General features: G+C 62.1%; 14 protein-coding genes. 3 read left to right on the top strand and 11 right to left on the bottom strand.

All coding sequences use genetic code 11. From position 1 onward, the window contains the following. Window positions 1-104: 104 nt before the first annotated feature. On the bottom strand, window positions 105-2,066 hold the full coding sequence (locus tag AC0KUR_RS14095; RefSeq protein WP_473376060.1) for an FUSC family protein: 1,962 nt from the start codon (window positions 2,064-2,066) through the stop codon (window positions 105-107). 100 nt (window positions 2,067-2,166) lie between these two features. Then, complete coding sequence (locus AC0KUR_RS14100) at window positions 2,167-3,264, bottom strand: branched-chain amino acid aminotransferase (protein ID WP_049029464.1); 1,098 nt, start codon at window positions 3,262-3,264, stop codon at window positions 2,167-2,169. A gap of 183 nt (window positions 3,265-3,447) precedes the next feature. Here AC0KUR_RS14100 and AC0KUR_RS14105 point away from each other — a divergent pair, with 183 nt between their 5' ends. Then, a complete protein-coding gene (locus tag AC0KUR_RS14105; RefSeq protein ID WP_034191669.1) occupies window positions 3,448-3,906 on the top strand; it encodes an Lrp/AsnC family transcriptional regulator in 459 nt (152 codons plus the stop codon). Window positions 3,907-4,207: 301 nt separating this feature from the next. Here AC0KUR_RS14105 and AC0KUR_RS14110 read toward each other — a convergent pair whose 3' ends face one another. The 7 genes from AC0KUR_RS14110 to AC0KUR_RS14140 form a co-directional block, all read right to left on the bottom strand. After that, window positions 4,208-5,356, bottom strand: a complete 1,149-nt coding sequence (locus tag AC0KUR_RS14110) for a porin (RefSeq protein ID WP_034191366.1) — start codon at window positions 5,354-5,356, stop codon at window positions 4,208-4,210. 389 nt (window positions 5,357-5,745) lie between these two features. Further along, window positions 5,746-6,513 (bottom strand): class II aldolase/adducin family protein, encoded by a 768-nt coding sequence (locus tag AC0KUR_RS14115; protein ID WP_034191365.1) that lies wholly within the window; start codon window positions 6,511-6,513, stop codon window positions 5,746-5,748. Between the two features lie 39 nt (window positions 6,514-6,552). After that, window positions 6,553-7,599 carry a ketopantoate reductase family protein gene (locus AC0KUR_RS14120; protein ID WP_175027514.1) on the bottom strand — a complete coding sequence of 349 codons (1,047 nt, stop codon included), beginning with the start codon at window positions 7,597-7,599 and terminating at the stop codon, window positions 6,553-6,555. A gap of 1 nt (window position 7,600) precedes the next feature. Further along, entirely contained in the window at window positions 7,601-8,323 is a 723-nt protein-coding gene (locus AC0KUR_RS14125) for an ABC transporter ATP-binding protein (protein ID WP_034191364.1), read from the bottom strand. After that, window positions 8,324-10,132 carry a branched-chain amino acid ABC transporter ATP-binding protein/permease gene (locus AC0KUR_RS14130; RefSeq protein ID WP_226252161.1) on the bottom strand — a complete coding sequence of 603 codons (1,809 nt, stop codon included), beginning with the start codon at window positions 10,130-10,132 and terminating at the stop codon, window positions 8,324-8,326. It abuts the gene before it with no gap. Next, a complete protein-coding gene (locus AC0KUR_RS14135) occupies window positions 10,129-11,166 on the bottom strand; it encodes a branched-chain amino acid ABC transporter permease (protein ID WP_034191362.1) in 1,038 nt (345 codons plus the stop codon). Before AC0KUR_RS14135 ends, AC0KUR_RS14130 begins: the two co-directional genes overlap by 4 nt. A gap of 19 nt (window positions 11,167-11,185) precedes the next feature. Further along, complete coding sequence (locus AC0KUR_RS14140; protein ID WP_473376061.1) at window positions 11,186-12,337, bottom strand: ABC transporter substrate-binding protein; 1,152 nt, start codon at window positions 12,335-12,337, stop codon at window positions 11,186-11,188. Window positions 12,338-13,151: 814 nt separating this feature from the next. On the opposite strand from AC0KUR_RS14140, the gene AC0KUR_RS14145 reads away from it, so the two are divergent. Both AC0KUR_RS14145 and AC0KUR_RS14150 read left to right on the top strand, forming a co-directional pair. Next, entirely contained in the window at window positions 13,152-14,246 is a 1,095-nt protein-coding gene (locus AC0KUR_RS14145) for a porin (protein WP_473376062.1), read from the top strand. A 108-nt stretch (window positions 14,247-14,354) separates the two neighbouring features. Continuing rightward, entirely contained in the window at window positions 14,355-14,999 is a 645-nt protein-coding gene (locus tag AC0KUR_RS14150) for a response regulator transcription factor (protein WP_034191359.1), read from the top strand. 71 nt (window positions 15,000-15,070) lie between these two features. On the opposite strand, the gene AC0KUR_RS14155 is transcribed toward AC0KUR_RS14150, so the two are convergent. Together AC0KUR_RS14155 and AC0KUR_RS14160 are read right to left on the bottom strand one after the other, a co-directional pair. Next, window positions 15,071-16,243 carry an alpha-hydroxy acid oxidase gene (locus AC0KUR_RS14155; protein WP_124669308.1) on the bottom strand — a complete coding sequence of 391 codons (1,173 nt, stop codon included), beginning with the start codon at window positions 16,241-16,243 and terminating at the stop codon, window positions 15,071-15,073. Between the two features lie 64 nt (window positions 16,244-16,307). Then, complete coding sequence (locus tag AC0KUR_RS14160) at window positions 16,308-17,807, bottom strand: sensor histidine kinase (RefSeq protein WP_049032811.1); 1,500 nt, start codon at window positions 17,805-17,807, stop codon at window positions 16,308-16,310.

The raw sequence follows: 17,807 nt of genomic DNA on the forward strand, positions 1-17,807 counted from the left end.
GTCGCGCGAATGCTCCCGTCCGGGCAATGCGCTGGACGATCGTCCGAATGACCTGCGGATAGCGGGTACCGCCGACGGCCTGTCGGCGGCCCGCCCCGGCGAGATCAGCCGGTTCCGGCCGCACCCGCACTCGCGTCGGCGAGCAAGGGGGGAGTGATGCGAGAGCCGCAGTTGTCCCGACCATCGTTCCTTGCCCGGCTCTTTCCGAACAGCGCGTCCTCGAATACCCGATTGAGTTCGATCAACTTCGCGTCGAGCCGGGCCAGGTCCCGCTGGGGCGGTAACGGATGATCACCGGACATTGAGAGCGGCCCGTGCGCGACGTGCGCGGCCGCATCGAGTCGAATCGAGCCGCTGCGATCCAGATCGCGCATCAACGCATCGATTCGCGTAACGATGACCGCGCGCGCATGCCGCTCGAATGCGACCACCGGGTCATCGGCATCAACAGGCAGGCGTGTCGCTACGATTCGGCCATACAGCCAGCAGTAGCGCAGCGTGTCCGACAACCGTCGCGCATCGCCGGATACACGGCGCATGCGCCACGCGGCCAGCGGCCTGATGGCCAGGCGCACCTCGTGAAAACGGCGATCGGCCGCGCGCGTCTGCGCCGCCCCCGGCCGCGTGCCGTCGTCGCGTTCGTGCACGAGTTCGCGCAGCGCCGCCAACAGGCTGTGCGAGCGCGTCGCAATGTGGCGCGACGCCGCCAGCGGCATCACCAGCATCGCCGCCGCGAGCGACACCGCACAGCCGATCAACACCTCGCCGATACGCAGTTCGGCAAGCGGGCCGATCTCGAACCCCAGTTGCGCATAGACGAGGCCGATCAGCACCGTGAGGAAAAAAACGCCGCGCCCATATGCATGCAGGATGTGGTACGCCCAGGCAAACACACAAACGCCCATTACGATGACCACGAGTGCATTCGCATGATGAATGGCACCAACGACGAGTACGCTCGCGAGCGCGCCGGCGAGCGTACCGGCGACACGTTGCGCGCCGCGATAGATCGTGTCCGCGCACGAATACGTGCCAAAGAACACGACGAATGTGCTGAGCACCGCCCACATCCACCGCTCCGACGACAGCGTCTCGCCGATCAACATCGCGGCGAACGCAGCCGCCGCGGCGCGGATCGCCGGCAACCATGCGAGCGTGCGCCATCCGGCGATCCACGGAACCACGGGCGCGCGCTGCGGCGTCACCGGCGGACGTGTGACGGTCATGCGCGCCACCACTTCGCCGGCTACGGTATCGAAGCGAGCAATCGCGGCGCGTAGCGCCGCGGCGGCAACGTCGGTCCGATCGTGGTTCAGCACGCGTCGAGCCGCCGCGATCTCCAATGCGACGAGCGCGGCGTGCAACGCGTGCGCGTCGCCTTCATCGAGTGTCGATGCGTGATGCTCGAGTGCGATGGCGGCCTCGTTCAGCGCCAGTAAATGCGCCATCGCGTCCAATGCGCCGGCGGCCGGCACGTCACTCCGTGCGATGCATGCCGCTTGCAGCGATACCGAGCGCGCGATGAGCCGGGGCGTGCGCGCCGCATGCATCGGCAACAGCGTCCGGCAGACGAATACGACACTCGCGAGGCCTGCGATCGACATCACCAGCATGCGGCCGACCTGCGGCGCGATCGGATGCAGATAGAGACCGAGGTAGTACATGGCAATCGCCAGGAACGCGCATCCGATCGTGCGCGGCCCCCGGGTCTGGCACAGCATCGAACAGAACAGGACGAACACGAAAACCGCCTTGCCAACGGCTGGCCAAGCGCTCACGAAGGCGGCCGCGGCGAAACTCGCGCAGGCGACGCCGTACTGCCATGCAAGCGATTCGTACCAGTCCAGCCGATGAGCGTCACGCAGGAAAAGCGGTGCGATCATCGCAAAAAGTATTCCAACGGCGCCGGTGGTGATCGCAAAACCGAGGTGAAGCGCCAGTGCAATGCCGAACGCGCCGGCGAGCAAGCTTGCCAGCGCGGCGCGCACACCGCCCAGCAGCCGATGAAGACCGGGGTCGACAATAAACAGGCGGTCAATGGCACGCGACAACGAAACAGCTGACATGATCGAAGAATTCCAAGAGGCAGCGCGGCTGCTTCCGGCCGAACGCCGGCCGCGGCTTTCATGACGGCCCTCGCGAGTCGTGAGGGCCGCGTTGCCGAACTCAAAACACGCGGTCCACCCAGCCGTGGCGGTCGGCTTCGCGCCCGTTCTGGATATCGAGCAGCGCCGCCTTCAGGCGCAATGTGACCGGCCCCGCGCCACCATCGCCGATCGTGAAGTCGTACGCACGGCCCTTCACCCGGCCGATCGCCGTCACGGCCGCCGCCGTGCCGCATGCGAACGCCTCGACCAGACGGCCGCTGCGTGCATCCGCCTGCCATTGCTCGATCGTGTAGCCCTCCTCCCGCACCGTGTAATTCATATCCCGGGCCAGCGTGATCAACGACGCGCGCGTGATGCCTGGCAGAATCGTCCCGTTCAGCGGCGGCGTCTGGATCGACCCGTCGTCGAACACGAAGAACACGTTCATCCCCCCCAGTTCCTCGATCCAGCGGCGTTCGACCGCATCCAGAAACACCACCTGCTCGCAGCCTTCGCGGATCGCCTCCGCCTGGGCAGCCAGGCTGGCTGCATAGTTGCCGCCGCATTTCGCGTCGCCCGTGCCGCCCGGTGCCGCCCGCGTGTAGTGTTCCGACACCCACAGCGTCACGCCCGACGCGCCGCTCTTGAAGTACGCGCCGACCGGCGTCGCGATCACGCAGTACAGGTACTCGGGCGACGGCTTCACGCCGAGCACCGCCTCCGTCGCGATCATGAACGGACGCAAATACAGGGCCGCCCCGTCGAACGCCGGAATCCAGTCACGATCGGCCCGGACCAGCGCGCGTACCGATTCGACGAACATCGCCTCCGGCAACGGTGCCATCGAGAGCCGTTCGGCCGAATGGCGAAAGCGCCGCGCATTCGCATCGGGACGGAATAAGGCCGCGCCGCCGTCCGGCAACCGGTAGGCCTTCAAGCCCTCGAAAATTTCTTGCGCGTAGTGCAGCACGAGCGTCGCCGGATCGAATCGAAACGACTCGCGCGGCCCGATTTTCGCGTGATGCCACCCTTGTTCCGCCGAGTACCGGATCGTCACCATGTGGTCCGTGAAGACCCGGCCGAAACCGGGATTGTCGAGCAGCGCGGTGCGCTCGGCGGCCTCGACAGGGTGAGGATTTCTTTCGAATTCGAAGTCCTGGACAGGACTGGCGCTCATCTTTTGCTCCTTGATCGGCAGCGGGACCGTTCCGGCTGCTACGGACAAAAATTTATCGTAGAAAAAATAATTTCCGGTTGCGTGTTCGACCTAAGATGAAACCGGTTTGGCAATTCAATGCTTCAAAAGTCGAGCATTCAGGCATCGTGTGCCTCAATCGAACAAGCTGGGTCAATGGCCGTGATCGAACTGGACGAAATGGACCGTCGCATTCTGAGAGTGCTTCAGGAAGATGGGCGAATCCAGAATGTGGAACTGGCGCAGAAGGTGGGCTTGTCGCCGTCGCCGTGCCTGCGTCGAGTCAAGCAGCTGGAACAGGCCGGCGTCATCGAGCGCTACTCGGCGCTGCTCGACGCATCGAAGATCGGTGCGGGGCTGACTGTCTTCGTCCGCATCTGGCTGACAAGCCAGGACGCGAAAACCGTCGACCATTTCACCGAGGTGGTCCAACGTCTTCCACAGGTTCTCGAATGCCACTTGATGGCGGGCGATTGCGATTGCCTGCTGCGCGTCGTGACCGCCAATATCGACGCCTATCGGAAATTCCAGATCGACCACCTGACCCGGATCGACGGCGTGCAGAGCGTGAAAACCGAGATTCCGATGCAGAAGATCAAGCAGACTTCCGTGCTGCCGCTTTGATCGCGCACGCCGCTGCGAAAGTGAATCGGTACCGCCCCGGGCCGGCAGTGCATGGAGATCCACGAAAGCGACGATCGATGGGGCGCGTCATGGCGAGGTCTTGGCCCGTGATGCGGACACCGTCAGGCAGTTTCGCGCGCGATGCGGCACGCGGCGGTTGGCGGTGTATCGCCGACGACAGCGGGTCGGTAACCCGCCGCAGCAAGATCGGTCGGTTCCTGTCGAACCGGGACTCGTGTCGGCGATTGAGGGGTGAGATGGGGGGCGCGGAGGCTGCATGACTCCGCGAACGGCATTGGTGTCAGAAATGATGCAGCAGCGCGATACGCGCGACATATTGATTCGGGCCTGACGAGATATCGGCGGCGCCCGGAATGTACGCGTAGTCGAAGTCGGTTCCGGTGTGCGCGTTCATCGCATGCTGATAGACGCCCTCCACAAATACCGATGTGCGTTTCGACAAGTCGTAATTCAACTTCGTGCTCAGTTGATGCCACTTCGGATTGAACGCGCCGACCGTCGACGCGACGCGGGCCTGAGTGTACGTATATGCCGCGCCGATGTAGAACGCGGTCGTGAAGTGATAGAGGCCGTTCACCTCGAAGTTGTCGAACTTCCACGATTTCCACGCACCGCCCGCCGGCTGCGTCGTACCGGTGAAATACGCGTTCGAAGTCGGATCGTAGACGTCGACGTGCGAATACGTGAATCCCACCAGCGCGTTCGAGAACGCATAATTCACGCCGATGCCGATGTTCTGCTGCGACGATGCGTCGAACGTATTGTCGCCGGTGATCGCGCCGGTCGAATCGGCATTGCTTGCGTGATTGATCTTCAAATACGACGCGCCGACCGTCAGCCCGCCCTGCTGGTATTGCAGCGCGGCGCCATACAGGCGGTTGTTCGCGAAGCCACCCGCCTGATTGCTGAATCCGTACATCGCCTCCGCGGTGACGCCGTGCCACACCGGCGACACGTACTTGACCGCGTTATTCACGCGAAACGAGTAGTCGGTGTTGTCGTTGTCGTACGGATGCGAGAACAGGTAGCCGGTCCAGTTGCCGTTGGCGGTGAGCGGCGAGAAGATGTCGACGCTCGGATCGTACTGGCGACCGAACGTCAGGGTGCCGTACCGATCCGACGCGATGCCGACGAAGGCTTGGCGGCCGAATTCCCGACCGCCTTGGTTCATTTTGCCGGTGTTGACGTCGAAACCGCTTTCGAGCGTGAAAATCGCTTGGTAGCCTCCGCCAAGATCTTCCGTGCCCTTGATACCCCAGCGGCTGCCGTAGTCATAGCCGCTTTGCAATTGCACGGTTCCGTGGCCGCGTGCGTTGCTCGTGTAGTTGATACCGTCCTCGATCTTGCCGTAGAGCGTCACGCTGCTCTGCGCATGCGCGGTGGCAGCAAGCAAGGTGGCGGGTGCGATGATCCCCCAACGCATTCTCATGACGATTTACCCCCAGGTCTTTCGTTTTCCGGTCGTAACGCTTCCGCGCTCCGTATGTGCCGCGTCGAGGCTGCTCGGCGATGCGACGGGCGCAGTGTAATGAGCCGATTTTTTTCTGTTAGCCCCTCGCGGTGGGAAGGTGCTCTCCAGAATGGGGGATATTTGTCGGCGCGAAATAGGGCTAGCGGGCTGGTGGAAAGTGGACCGGCCCCCGCCACGACAGCCGTGATCTCGTGAGAAGTGCGTCATCTATCAACCGCATACGATGCGTAGCCAGCCGCCGCGGAGACCCGAAGCGGCGGTGCGCCCGCAGCTGGCTCGAACGAGCGCTTGCCGCGGCCGCGCCACTTTCCGTGCGACCGCCTCGTTCTGCCGGCAACGCCTTGCCGTCACCTCCGTGGACCGTGCCGCATCTTCCTCACCATCGCATCGAACAGCTTGATCGCGAACCGGTCATGGCGGATCAACTGCGCCGCAAGCTCCGAACAGCGCGCCTTGATCGCATCCGCCAGCTGCACATCGCTGCCGCGCAGCGCAGCGGCCTGGCATTGAATTTCAGCGGCACGCTGCGCCGTCCACAGCAGCATGAAGGTTCCCGGAATGTCCTTCTCGCAAACGGCGATACCGTGATTACGCAGCACGAGCACATGTTTGTCGCCGAGGCTCGCGAGCATCCGTGTCTTCTCGTCAGCAAACAGCGTGATCCCTTCAAACGTGTGATAGGCCACCCGCCCGAACAGCTGCGCGCCGTAGAAGTCGTCGTGGCGAAAGCCCTCTTCCTTCAGGGCGATCGCCGAAATCGGCGTCGTATGGGTGTGGACGATGCAATGCACATCCTCCCGTGCGCCATGGATCGCACTGTGCAGCGCGAACCCGGCGGGATTGCCCGGATACGGTGATGGATCGATCAGATGCCCCTCGTGGTCGACCTTCAGCAAGTTCTCCGGCGTCACTTCGTAGTAGTTCAAACCGAATGGATTGACGAGGTAATGTGCATCTTCGCCCGGCAACCGCGCCGAGATATGGTTGAAGATCATTTCCGTCCAGCCCATGTAATCGATCAGATGATAGAACTCCGTCAGCTGAACACGCAGCGCCCATTCTGCGTCGGCAATGTGGCTCGGTTTTTGAATATCTGAAAGGGTGGCATATGTCATGACTATTCCCGTTTGAAATGCCCTTCTGTCGTACATGCTTTAACGAAGCGTGCGCTGCGTCGTTCGATAACGCGTGAGCGCGAGAATCGCGCGGGTAGTCGGCATTGGAATGCCATACCGGTCGGCAAGCTCGACCACGGCATCGCCAATCGCCGCCAGTTCCAGACGCTGTCCCTTCTCGTAGTCCTGCAGCATCGATGTGCGGAATGCCCCCATCTTTTCCCCCTGGACGAGAAATGCGTCCTGATTCAGCGCGATGCGTGCGCCGTAGCGCTCGGCCACGCTGATCACCTCGCCCATCATGTCGACCACCACCTCGCGCAATTCCGCTGCGCCATAAATGTCCTGCAAGGTCCCACCGGTGATGACGGAGAGCGGATTGGACGAGAGATTGGCAACCAGCTTGGTCCATACGTCATCGCGAATGCGCCCGCTGGCGCGCGTATCGATGCCCGCGTCCGAGAGCAGCGCACAGACTTGCTCCAGGCGCACGCTCGGACGGTTGTCCAGTTCGCCGAGAATCATCCGGTGCGGATTGGTTGCGACAACGCGCCCGGGTTCGCGCACTTCGGCGGTGATATACACGACGCACCCAAGGATCTGCCGTGACGGCAGCATCGCGGCAAGGCTGCCGTCCGGGTCCACCGCGCGTACCGATTCGTAGTCGGGGCCACTGCCGGCGCTTCCGTGCTCACGACCGCCCTCGCCGCCGAAATACCACCACGGCACCCCGTTCACCGCCGGAACGACTACCGTCTCCTTTCCGAGCATGGGCTTGATGGACGTCAGCAAACCCGGTAACGCGTGCGCCTTCGCACAAACGAATACGATGTCCTGTCTATCGAAATCGTCGGCTCGATCGCTGGCGGGGACATTCACCCGGATCGAACCGGACAGATCATCCAGTTCGATCCCTCGTCGGCGGATGGCCCCGAGTGTCGCGCCCCGCGCAAACACGCTGACCGCCCGACCACTGGCGGCAAGCCGTGCCGCCAGGGTGCTGCCGATCGCGCCGGCACCCGCCACGCAGATCTTCGTGCCCGATGGATTGCTGCCTCGACGGCCTTGTTCTTCCTTCCGCTCCATCTCAAGATAATCCCAGGTAAACGTCGACGATCCGCGAGTCCCGGGCGATCTCGTCCGCCGGTCCCTCCATCGTCAACGTGCCGGTTTCAAGCACGTACGCGTAGTCCGCGACTTTCAGCGCGGCACGTGCGTTCTGCTCGATCAGCAGGATCGACACGCCGCGCTCACGCAGCGCCGCGACAATACGGAACATTTCGCGCACGATCAGCGGCGCCAGCCCCAGACTCGGCTCGTCGAGCATCAGCAGCCTGGGCCGCGCCATCAACGCGCGTCCGACCGCAAGCATCTGGCGCTCGCCGCCGGACAGCGTGCCCGCGGCCTGGTTGCGACGCTGCCGCAAGCGAGGAAACAGGTCGTAGACCTCCTGCATCGTCTGCGGGTGATCGCGATGGCCTTGGCGAATCCGGCTGAATGCGCCTAGCAACAGGTTGTCCTCCACCGGCATTTCGGCAAACAACTCGCGCTTTTCGGGCACGAGATTCATCCCGGCCGCGACCCTGTCCTCGATCGGCGCATGCGGGTGATGACCGCCGCAGAATGCGATCTCGCCGTCCGACGGCAGCACACCCATGAGTGCCGACAGCAACGTGGTCTTGCCTGCGCCGTTCGGTCCGATCACGGTCACGATCTGCCCTTCGCCCACCCGCAGGCTGACGTCCGACAGCGCGCGCACCTTGCCATATGAGGCCGACAGATTGCGTACCTCCAGCAGTTCTCCGGCCATTCACTCCTCCCCGCCCAGATAGGCCTCAAGTACCGCTGGATGCTTTTGCACCTCGGCCGGCAGACCTTCGGCGATCTTCTTGCCAAAATCCATCACCACCACGCGATCGACCAGATTCATCACGAAGTCCATGTCGTGCTCGACCAGCAGAATCGCGAGGCCCTCTTCGCGCAGCTTGTTCAGCAACTCGGCGAGATCGCGCTTCTCCTGATAGCGCAAGCCGGCCGCGGGCTCGTCGAGCAACAGCAGGCAAGGATCGGACGCGAGTGCCCTGGCGATTTCCAGTACGCGTTGCTGTCCAAGAGCCAGCGATCCGGCTTCCTCGTTCAGATAGGCCCCAAGCCCGACGCGGTGGATCTGCCGTGCGGCTTCGGCAAGCAAACTGCGCTCTTCGTCGCGTTCGCACCGGAACGCGGCGCGCAGTTCGCCACTGCTTCCGCGCAGGTGCGCACCCAGCGCGACGTTGTCAAGCACGCTCATCCGGCTCAGCAACCGCACATGCTGAAACGTGCGACTCATCCCGCGCTGCGCGATCTTTCTCGAACCGATGCCGGTGATGCGTTCGCCGCGAAACACGACCTCGCCGGAGGTCGGCGTATCGACGCCGGAGATCTGATTGAACATCGTGCTCTTGCCCGCGCCGTTCGGCCCCAACAACGCAACAATCTCCGCTGCGCGCACGTTCAGGCTGACGGCATCGTTCGCCACCAGACCACCAAATCGGCGCGTGACCTCACGCACTTCCAGCAGGACGTCACGCCTCGGCGGCATGGCGCGCTTCGGCAACGCCGCGGCATTTGCATCCACACGGGCGCGCTTGCGGCTCGCATTTCGGCCGAGCATCGACAGCCGGCGCGCGAACAGCGGCCACAAACCGCCCCGCGCGTAATGCAGCAGGAACACCATGCCGAAGCCGAACACGATGATCTCGAAGTTGCCCGTTTCGCCGAGCAGCTTCGGCAGGATGTCCTGCAACCACTGCTTGGCGATGGTGAATACACCCGCCCCCAGCAGCGCACCCCACACTTGTCCCGCACCGCCGATAACGGCCATGAACACGTAGTCGATCCCCATCTGGATGCCGAACGGCACCGGGTTCACGAACTGCTGCATATGCGCATAGAGCCAACCGGACGCGCTCGCCTGCAATGCCGCGATGACGAAGATCACCATGCGCGCCCGCGCCGTATTCACCCCCATCGCTTCAGCCATAACCGTGCCGCCCTTGAGCGCCCGTATCGCACGGCCCGCGCGTGAATCGAGCAGATTGCCGGTACAGACGATCGCCACCAGCAGGAACAGCCAGATCAGGTAGTACATCCGGGCGCCGTCGCGCAGGCTGACGCCCGCCAGCGTCACCGGCGGAATATCGGCGATGCCCGTATTGCCGCCCAATCCGCCGATCGCGCCGAACGCGAAATAGAGACTCAGGCCCCATGCGATCGTCCCGAGCGGCAGGAAGTGGCCCGACAGGCGCAAAGTCAACGCACCGATCAGGCACGCGGCCACCAGCGTCAACACCAACCCCGCCACGAGCGTCAACCACGGCGATGTGCCCAGCCAGCCGATCCATGCCGGCAGCGTCGCGGCATGCGCGGTCAACACCGCGGTGGTGTAGGCGCCGATACCGACGAAGGCCGCCTGGCCGAAGCTGGTCATGCCGCCGACGCCCGTCAACAGCACGAGGCCGAGCGTCACGAGCGCGTACAACGCGATGTAGTTGAACAGCGTCACGTAGAACGGCGGCAGCACGACCGGGACAACCGCCAGCAACACCAGTGCACAAATGAAGATGCGGCGAGGCGTCATTCTTCCTCCTCAACAGGATGACTCTTCAGGGAGCGCCACAGGAGCACCGGGATGAGCAGCGTAAAAACGATGATCTCCTTGTAGGGGCTAGCCCAGAATGCCGAGAATGATTCAATCAGTCCCACCACGAACGCCCCTGCCGCCGCGACGGGATAGCTGACGAGCCCGCCGATGATCGAGCCGACGAAACCTTTCAGACTGATCAGAAAGCCCGAGTCGAAATACAGTGTTGTCAGTGGCGCAATCAGAATCCCGGACAGCACGCCGATTAGCGCGGCGATGAAAAACGTCGCCTTGCCCGCGAATACCGGCGAAATACCCATCAGCCGGGCACCGACCCGGTTGAACGCGACTGCACGCAACGCCTTGCCGTAAACGGTGCGTTCGAATGCCTGCCTCATCACGATCATCAGCAGTACGGACGTCGAAATGATCAGCAATGCCTGGCTGCTCAGGTTGATGGCGCCGAGCTGCAACGGCACGTCGACGAACGGCGTAATGCGCGCCCCCTCCGGGCCGAAGATCAGCAAACCCAAACCCACCAGCGCCATATGCACCGAAATCGACACGATCATCAGCACCAACACCGACGATCCAGCAAGCGGTTGATAGAACAGCCGATACAACTGGGGGCCGAGCGGCACGATCAGCGCAAAGGTCAGCAGGGCCTGCAGCGAGACAGGGAGTTGAGCCACCGGCAACACATGCACCAAGGCAGCGAGCACGCACGCATAAGCGAGCTTCGCGCCCCCGGTGGCGGACAGGCGAAGCACGCCGGTGCGCCGATAGCGCTCGGCGAGGTCCGCCGCCACTTCGGCCAACGAGAAAGCGACCAGCAACCACACGACGAGCAGTGACTTGCCCGACTGCATCGCGGCCATCGTCAATGCGCCGTAGACCACGAATTCACCCTGAGGGATGAACAGCACCCGGGTGACACTGAATACCAGCAGGATCGACAACGCCAGCAACGCATAAATTGCACCGTTGGTGAAGCCGTCCTGACCTAGGATCAAAACTATCTGAGCGTTCATCGGGACGTCTGGCTTTCGCTTATTTGATGAGCGCCCAATTGCCGTTCTTGACGGTAATCAGCACGCGGCCGCGATCGTCGAAACCGCTGTGATCGACGGAACTCATGTTGTAGACGCCCTGCGTGCCGACCAGATCGCGGGTCTGCTCGAGTGCGTCTCGCAATGCGCCGCGAAACGCAGGCGTACCGGGGCGCCCCGCCTTTTTTTCCGCGATCGGCACCGCACGTTCGAGCAGGAGGCCCGCATCGTAGACGTTCGCGCCGAAGGTGGCGGGCTTCGTGCCGTTCAGCTTCTGATAGGCATCGATGTAGGTGGTCGCGACTTTCTTCGACGGATTGCTATCGGGTATCTCGGGCAGCACGAGCATGAGACTCGCAGCCAGCACCGTGCCCTCGACCTTGCGGCCGCCAAGCTTCAGAAAATCCGGCAACGCCGCGCCGTGCGTCTGATAAAACCTGCCCTTGTAGCCGAGGTCGTACAGCGTCGATTCCGGTAGTACGCTCGCGCCGCCGGGTGCCGCGATCAGCACCGCATCCGGATGGCTCGCCATCACCTTGAGCGCCTGCCCCGTTACCGAACTGTCGGCGCGCTGATAGCGTTCATTCGCGGTAATCTGAATCCCGTGAGTCTTCGCGAGGCCCGAGAACACCCGATACCAGTTCTCGCCATAGGGGTCGTTCAAGCCGATGAAAGCCACGGTTTTTACACCGGTCCTGACCATATGGTCGACCAGCGCCTGAGCAATCAGGTCATCGTTTTGCGTGGTCTTGAACACCCACTTTTTCTGCTCGTTCATAGGCAGAACCACCGCGGCGGTCCCGACCGGGGCCAACATCGGCGTGCCGGATTCGGCGGCGAACTGGATCACCCCCATCGCGTTGGGTGAGCCGGTCGGTCCGATGATCGCGTCGACCTTGTTTTCGGAGATGAGCTTCTTGAAGTTGGTCACCGACGCGGTGGGGTCGCTCGCGTCATCCAGCGAAATATAGTCGACGCTCAGATCGCCGATTTTCTTCGGCAACAGCGGCACCGTATTTTTCTGCGGAATGCCGACAAGTGCCGTCGGCCCCGTCGACGAAGTAACCACACCGATCTTGAGCTGCGCGTGAGCCGGCAGCCAACAGGCGGCTAGTGCGACGAGCGCCACCGTCGAAATCTTCTTCAACAACATTGCAAACTCCCGAGGACAGGTTAGCGAACACCAGTGAGTTAATCGAGGATCGGCCATTCATTCGGTTCGACGGATTCGCGCACGCATCGCAGTCGATGAAACTGTCGGCCGTCGCAGTTCAGTGCGCCGGCGTCTTCTCGAGCCTTGATGTCGAGCGCATCGACGCACAACGTTCCGTTAACCGCAAACACGCCATGCCTGCCGCTTGATCGGTTCAGGCACACCAGCAATGTCGGCGGCGATTCAGGCGTGGGTGCTTTGCATCGCCTTATCGGACAAAGCCGAGCGGCACGCATCGGATGAGCCGACTCGTTAAACCGTGAAGGCAGTCTAAGAGAACTCTTTTTTGACGGTAACCCAACAAAACCACCTGACGACCTAGGAAAATCTTTAGTCGGCCGCCGAGTCGAAAACGGGTTCGTGTAATGAATCGACGGGTTCCACACTCCGTCGCTGCCACTGTCACACCGGCGAAGAATTCAGTAAAAACCTAAAGATTCTGCTGCTGCGATACGTGCATCCCTTGGCTTACCGCCAAAAAAGCGATCACCTAGACTGCGCTCGTCGTCGGGATATTTCAGCGTGCCGAAGTCGGTACCGGCGGCGCCTACCCCATCGCCCCAGCCTTCCTGCGCCTGGCATGGCCCAGCGAATTCACTGCGGCATGGTCGTTTTCTCGAAGGACACGATCGCCGGTCTTTTGGAAAGGGCTCCACCTTCCTTACCAATATGGACTACGAATCATGTCGTCGAATACCGGCTTCCAAAAACGACGAGACACGTAACGGACCTTCACTCCAGGGGAACCAACAGCATGACCAAGCGAATCATTCTCACCTCTGCATTGACGTTGTGCGCAACGCCAGTCCTTGCTCAATCGAGCATTACCCTGTATGGCCGGATCGACACGTCGATCGAATATTCGAACTTCGGTCCCAATCACGCAGTCCACATGGGCAGCGGCGACATAGCCGCCACCTCATGGGGACTCAAGGGCGTCGAAGACCTCGGGGGAGGACTGCGTGCCATTTTCAAGCTCGAGAATGGATTCAACTCCTTCAACGGCGTTGGCGGGCAGAACGGCGCACTGTTCGGCCGCGAATCGTGGGTCGGTCTCGCGGGATCGTTCGGCGCGTTTCAGGCCGGCGTCAACTACACCCCGATTCACACGATCCTCGTCACGTATTCGCTGCCCGCGTACGGCGCGGGCCTGGGCTGGGGCAATGCGGCCGACAATTTCGTCTACGGCCCTTCACTGCGCGTGAGTAACTCGTTGCGCTATGTATCGCCGCGCATCGGCGGGTTCGTCGTTCGTGCACTGGTGGCCAGAGGCAACAACGGCGCGTCGAACGGCGCCCCGGCGTCGCTTGGCGACACCTACAGCGGGGGCGTCAACTACGTGTACAACAATTTGTCTGTAGATATCGGCTATCAGCTTCAACGCTTCAGCCCGGTCAAGACGCTCACCGCGAGTAGCCCGGTGGAAGGCGGCAATTACGCACTGGCCGGCGTGTCGTACAACTTCGGCTTCGTAAAACCCGCCTTCGTTTTTGTGAGGCACCGCGGCGGCCAGGACGTTCCCAACATGGCCGGTTCGACCTACGCGAATCCGCATTCCGATTTTTTCGAAGCAAGCGCCGAAGTACCGATCAGCATCGGCAAACTACTGCTCAGCTACGGCCACTATCGCAAGATCGCCAATAGCGATGGCAACGCGGATTCGTTCGGTATCCGTTACGACTATCCGTTGTCGAAGCGCACCATCGTCTATGCCGGCGCCGCCGAGGTTCGCAACGGCGACGCCGCGGCGTTCTCGCTGAACAATGCGGGCGGTCCCGCTGCGCTCGCCGCCCCCAAGCCGGGCCAGAATTCGAACTCGGTCGTGATCGGCATGTTGCACTTGTTCTAGACGCGGAATCGCTCACCGAAATTTTTTTTGAACCGCTACGATGACAGCTGACCGGCTCGATGTTTCGGGGCGGCCAGCTATTCTCATTGCAGCGAACCGAAGCACGATATGGATGCACCGACTCAGCTCCCCCTTGTGTACGTCGTCGATGACGACGAGGATATGCGTACGTCGCTTTCCTGGCTGCTCGCCTCGGTGAAGATTCAAACCCGCTGCTTTCAGGGGCCAGTGGAATTCCTGGAACAGTTCGATCCTGGCGTACCGGGTTGCCTGGTGCTGGACGTGCGCATGCCTGGGGTCAGCGGCTTCGATCTGCAAGCGGAACTCAACCGTCGAGGTGTTTCGCTGCCGATCATTTTCGTTTCGGGTCATGGCGATATCCCGATGTCGGTACGTGCCCTGCAGAACGGCGCGATCGATTTCGTCGAGAAGCCCTACAACTCGCAACAGATGCTCGACCGCATCCAGAACGCGATGAAAATCGCCAGCGAAACGCATCGCGCGAATCAGCACCTCCAGGCGCTGATCCAGCGCATCCGAGCGCTTACGCCGCGTGAGCAGGAAGTACTGAATGGCGTGATCGAAGGAAAAGCGAGCAAGCTGATTGCGCGCGAGCTGGGTATCAGCGCCAAAACCGTCGACGTCTATCGCGCGAGCATCAAGGAGAAACTCGGCGCGACCTCATTTGCGAGCCTGCTCAAGGACGTAATCGAGGCGCGGCACGCAATGGCCGCGCCCCACCCGCGTGGCTAGCCTTCACGGGCAGACATTCAGCCGGCCACTTCGACCGATCAGCCTGCCCTGAATGGGCGCGCGGCCGGGCGTCACGCCGCACGCAGAAATTGCGGACCTAACGCCTCGATCGAGGGACAACCAAGCTGTCCCAGCGTACGGTCGATTTCGGCGCCCAGCAAGGATAGCGCATGCAGCGCACCCTGCTCTCCGCCCGCCGCGACCCCGTAAAGCACCGGTCGGCCGATCATCACCGCATGCGCACCAAGTGCGAGTGCCTTCACCACATCGGTACCGCGGCGAAAACCGCTATCCACGATCACCGTTGCTCGTCCCGCGCAGACGCGAACGATCTCGGCGAGCACGTCGATCGACGGCACGGTGCCGTCGAGCTGACGACCGCCGTGATTGGAAACGACCAAACCCTCCGCACCCGCCTGAATTGCGCGGGTGGCATCGTCGGCATCCAACACGCCCTTGACGATCAGCGTGCCCTTCCAGCGTTCGCGCAGCCATGCCACATCGTCCCACGTGATCGAAGCATCCATCTGGCTCGCCATATAGCCCATGCCGCTACGCACGCTTTGCTGACCGGCCGGCAGATATTCGGCAAGGTTTGCAAACGTCGGCGCACCGTTCGGCATCAGCACATTCCCGATCCAGCGCGGGTGGCACAGCGCATCGACCCGATTGCGCCAGTTCAATTTCATCGGTGCACGAAACGGCCGCTGCGCCCATTCCCGATTGCCGAGATGGGTCGCGTCCGTGGTCAGGACCAGCGTGTCGCAACCTGCCTGAGCCGCCCGATACATCAATCCCGAGGTTACCGCGCGATCCTTCAGCATGTAGAGCTGCATCCAGACGCGTCCGCCCGCATCGCGCGCCAGTTCGTCGACGCGCCGGTTCGACACCGTGCTGAGCGTGAACGGGATGCCCGTCCGCGCCGCGGCCCGAGCGAGCGACAGATCCGCGTGACGGTGGTAGATGCCGTTGAAACCGGTAGGCGCGACGATCAACGGCAACGCGACGCGCTTGCCGAACAGCGTGCTCGACAGGTCCCGCCGCTGGGTGTCGACGAGTGTCTTCGGCACGAAGCGCCAGCGCTCGAATGCGCTTCGGTTGGCTCGCATCGTCACCTCGTCCTCTGCGCCGCCATCCAGATATTCGAACGCGAAATTCGGCAGCCTGCGCCGAGCCAGCATCCGGAGTTCCTCGACATTGCAGGCATGGTTATATTGAGTCGGAACGGACAGACGTCTTTTCATCGGTGTTCGAGGCATGGATCAGGTGTGAACGAATTGCGGCGGTTAACTCGCGGCCATCCGTGAGTCATCCATTCGGCGCTTCCAGCGGAAGCGTGAAGCAGAAAGACGTGCCGCGGCCCGGATTGGCTTCGGCCCAGACATCGCCGCCATGCCTGGAAACGATGTTCTTGCAGAGCGAGAGCCCGATACCGTTACCCCCGAGCTTCGACGTGAAGAAGCCATCGAATACCTTCTCATGCTGGCCGAGATCGATTCCGACACCGGTATCCGACACGCGCAACACTGCGCGACCGTGCTCCGAACAGGTCCCGATGGTCAGGAAACGCGATGTCTCGGGCACGTCGAGCATGGCCTCGACCGCATTGAAGGCGAAATTGAGGATCACCTGCCCGATCAGAATCTTTTCACAGCGGACCCGTATCGGGCGATCGCTAAGCGCGAATTCGAACGCCACGCCAACCTCACGCGCCTTCAGGGCGATGAAATACTCGACATCGTGCACGATGTCGTTCAGGTCGATCGCCTCTTCAACCTGCTCGAGCTTCACGACGTAATCACGCACGCTCTTGATGATGACCGATGCGCGCTCGACCTGCTTGAGCACGCTCTCCAGCCCCCACATCACTTCGTCCGGCGTAACGGGCGACTCGTTGAGTCGCATCATGCCGCCCTCGAGAAAATTGCGCGCCGACGCAAGTGGCTGACTGAGTTCGTGCGAGAGCGTCATCGCCATCTCCCCCATCGCGTTGTAGCGTGCGAGGTATTCGAGCTTGCGTTCGCTTGCCCGACGCATTTCCTCCGCCTCGACTTGAGGCGTGACATCGCGAAAATGCAGCAGGATGCCGGTCAGATCGTCTTCCAGTTCGACGTGGCGGCAAAATGCGTCATGCCAGCGCAGCGATCCATCACCATTTCTGATCCGGTAGCGAAACGAAGTCGGCTCGTGATGCAGCTCCGCCTCGGCGAGCTGGGCAAGCACGACCCGCCGCGACGCGCCATCGCATAACGCGGTGAAATCGATCAGCGTCGACGCATCGGCCTGCAAGCCAAGCAGCCGGCATGACGACTCGCTCAGATATTTGATCTCGCCGTTTGCCGACAACACTGCAATCCCTTCGCTCAGGTCGTGCATGAACTCCCTGAGGCGGGTCTCGAATCGCTTCAGGTCCTTCTTGATCCGCTCCTCGGCGGCGATATCCCTGAACTGGACCATCAGCACGTCGCGATCGTGCAGCTTGACGCATGTCGCTACCGCTTCCGACAGGATCTCCGTGCCGTCTTTCGCGCGATAACACCACTCGATGATGCTCTCGCCGTTCTCCGCTGCATCCTTTAGCCACTGCAAGCCGATCTCGTGTCGGTATTTCTCCGCGTTGCGGCTCATATCGGGCGCCTTGAGCGGTCGCAATTCTTCGACGGTGAAGCCCAGTGCATTGCATGCGGCGGCGTTGGCCCAAAGAATGGCCTTGGTCTTTGCGTCGTGCAGGATCATGCACGTCTTCAGCGATTGAAGAAGCGCAAGGCGATCGGCATCCAGCAGTTCGAATCCGGAGGACGTTTCCAT

The sequence above is a fragment of the Burkholderia sp. YHN3-13 genome (assembly GCF_055810675.1).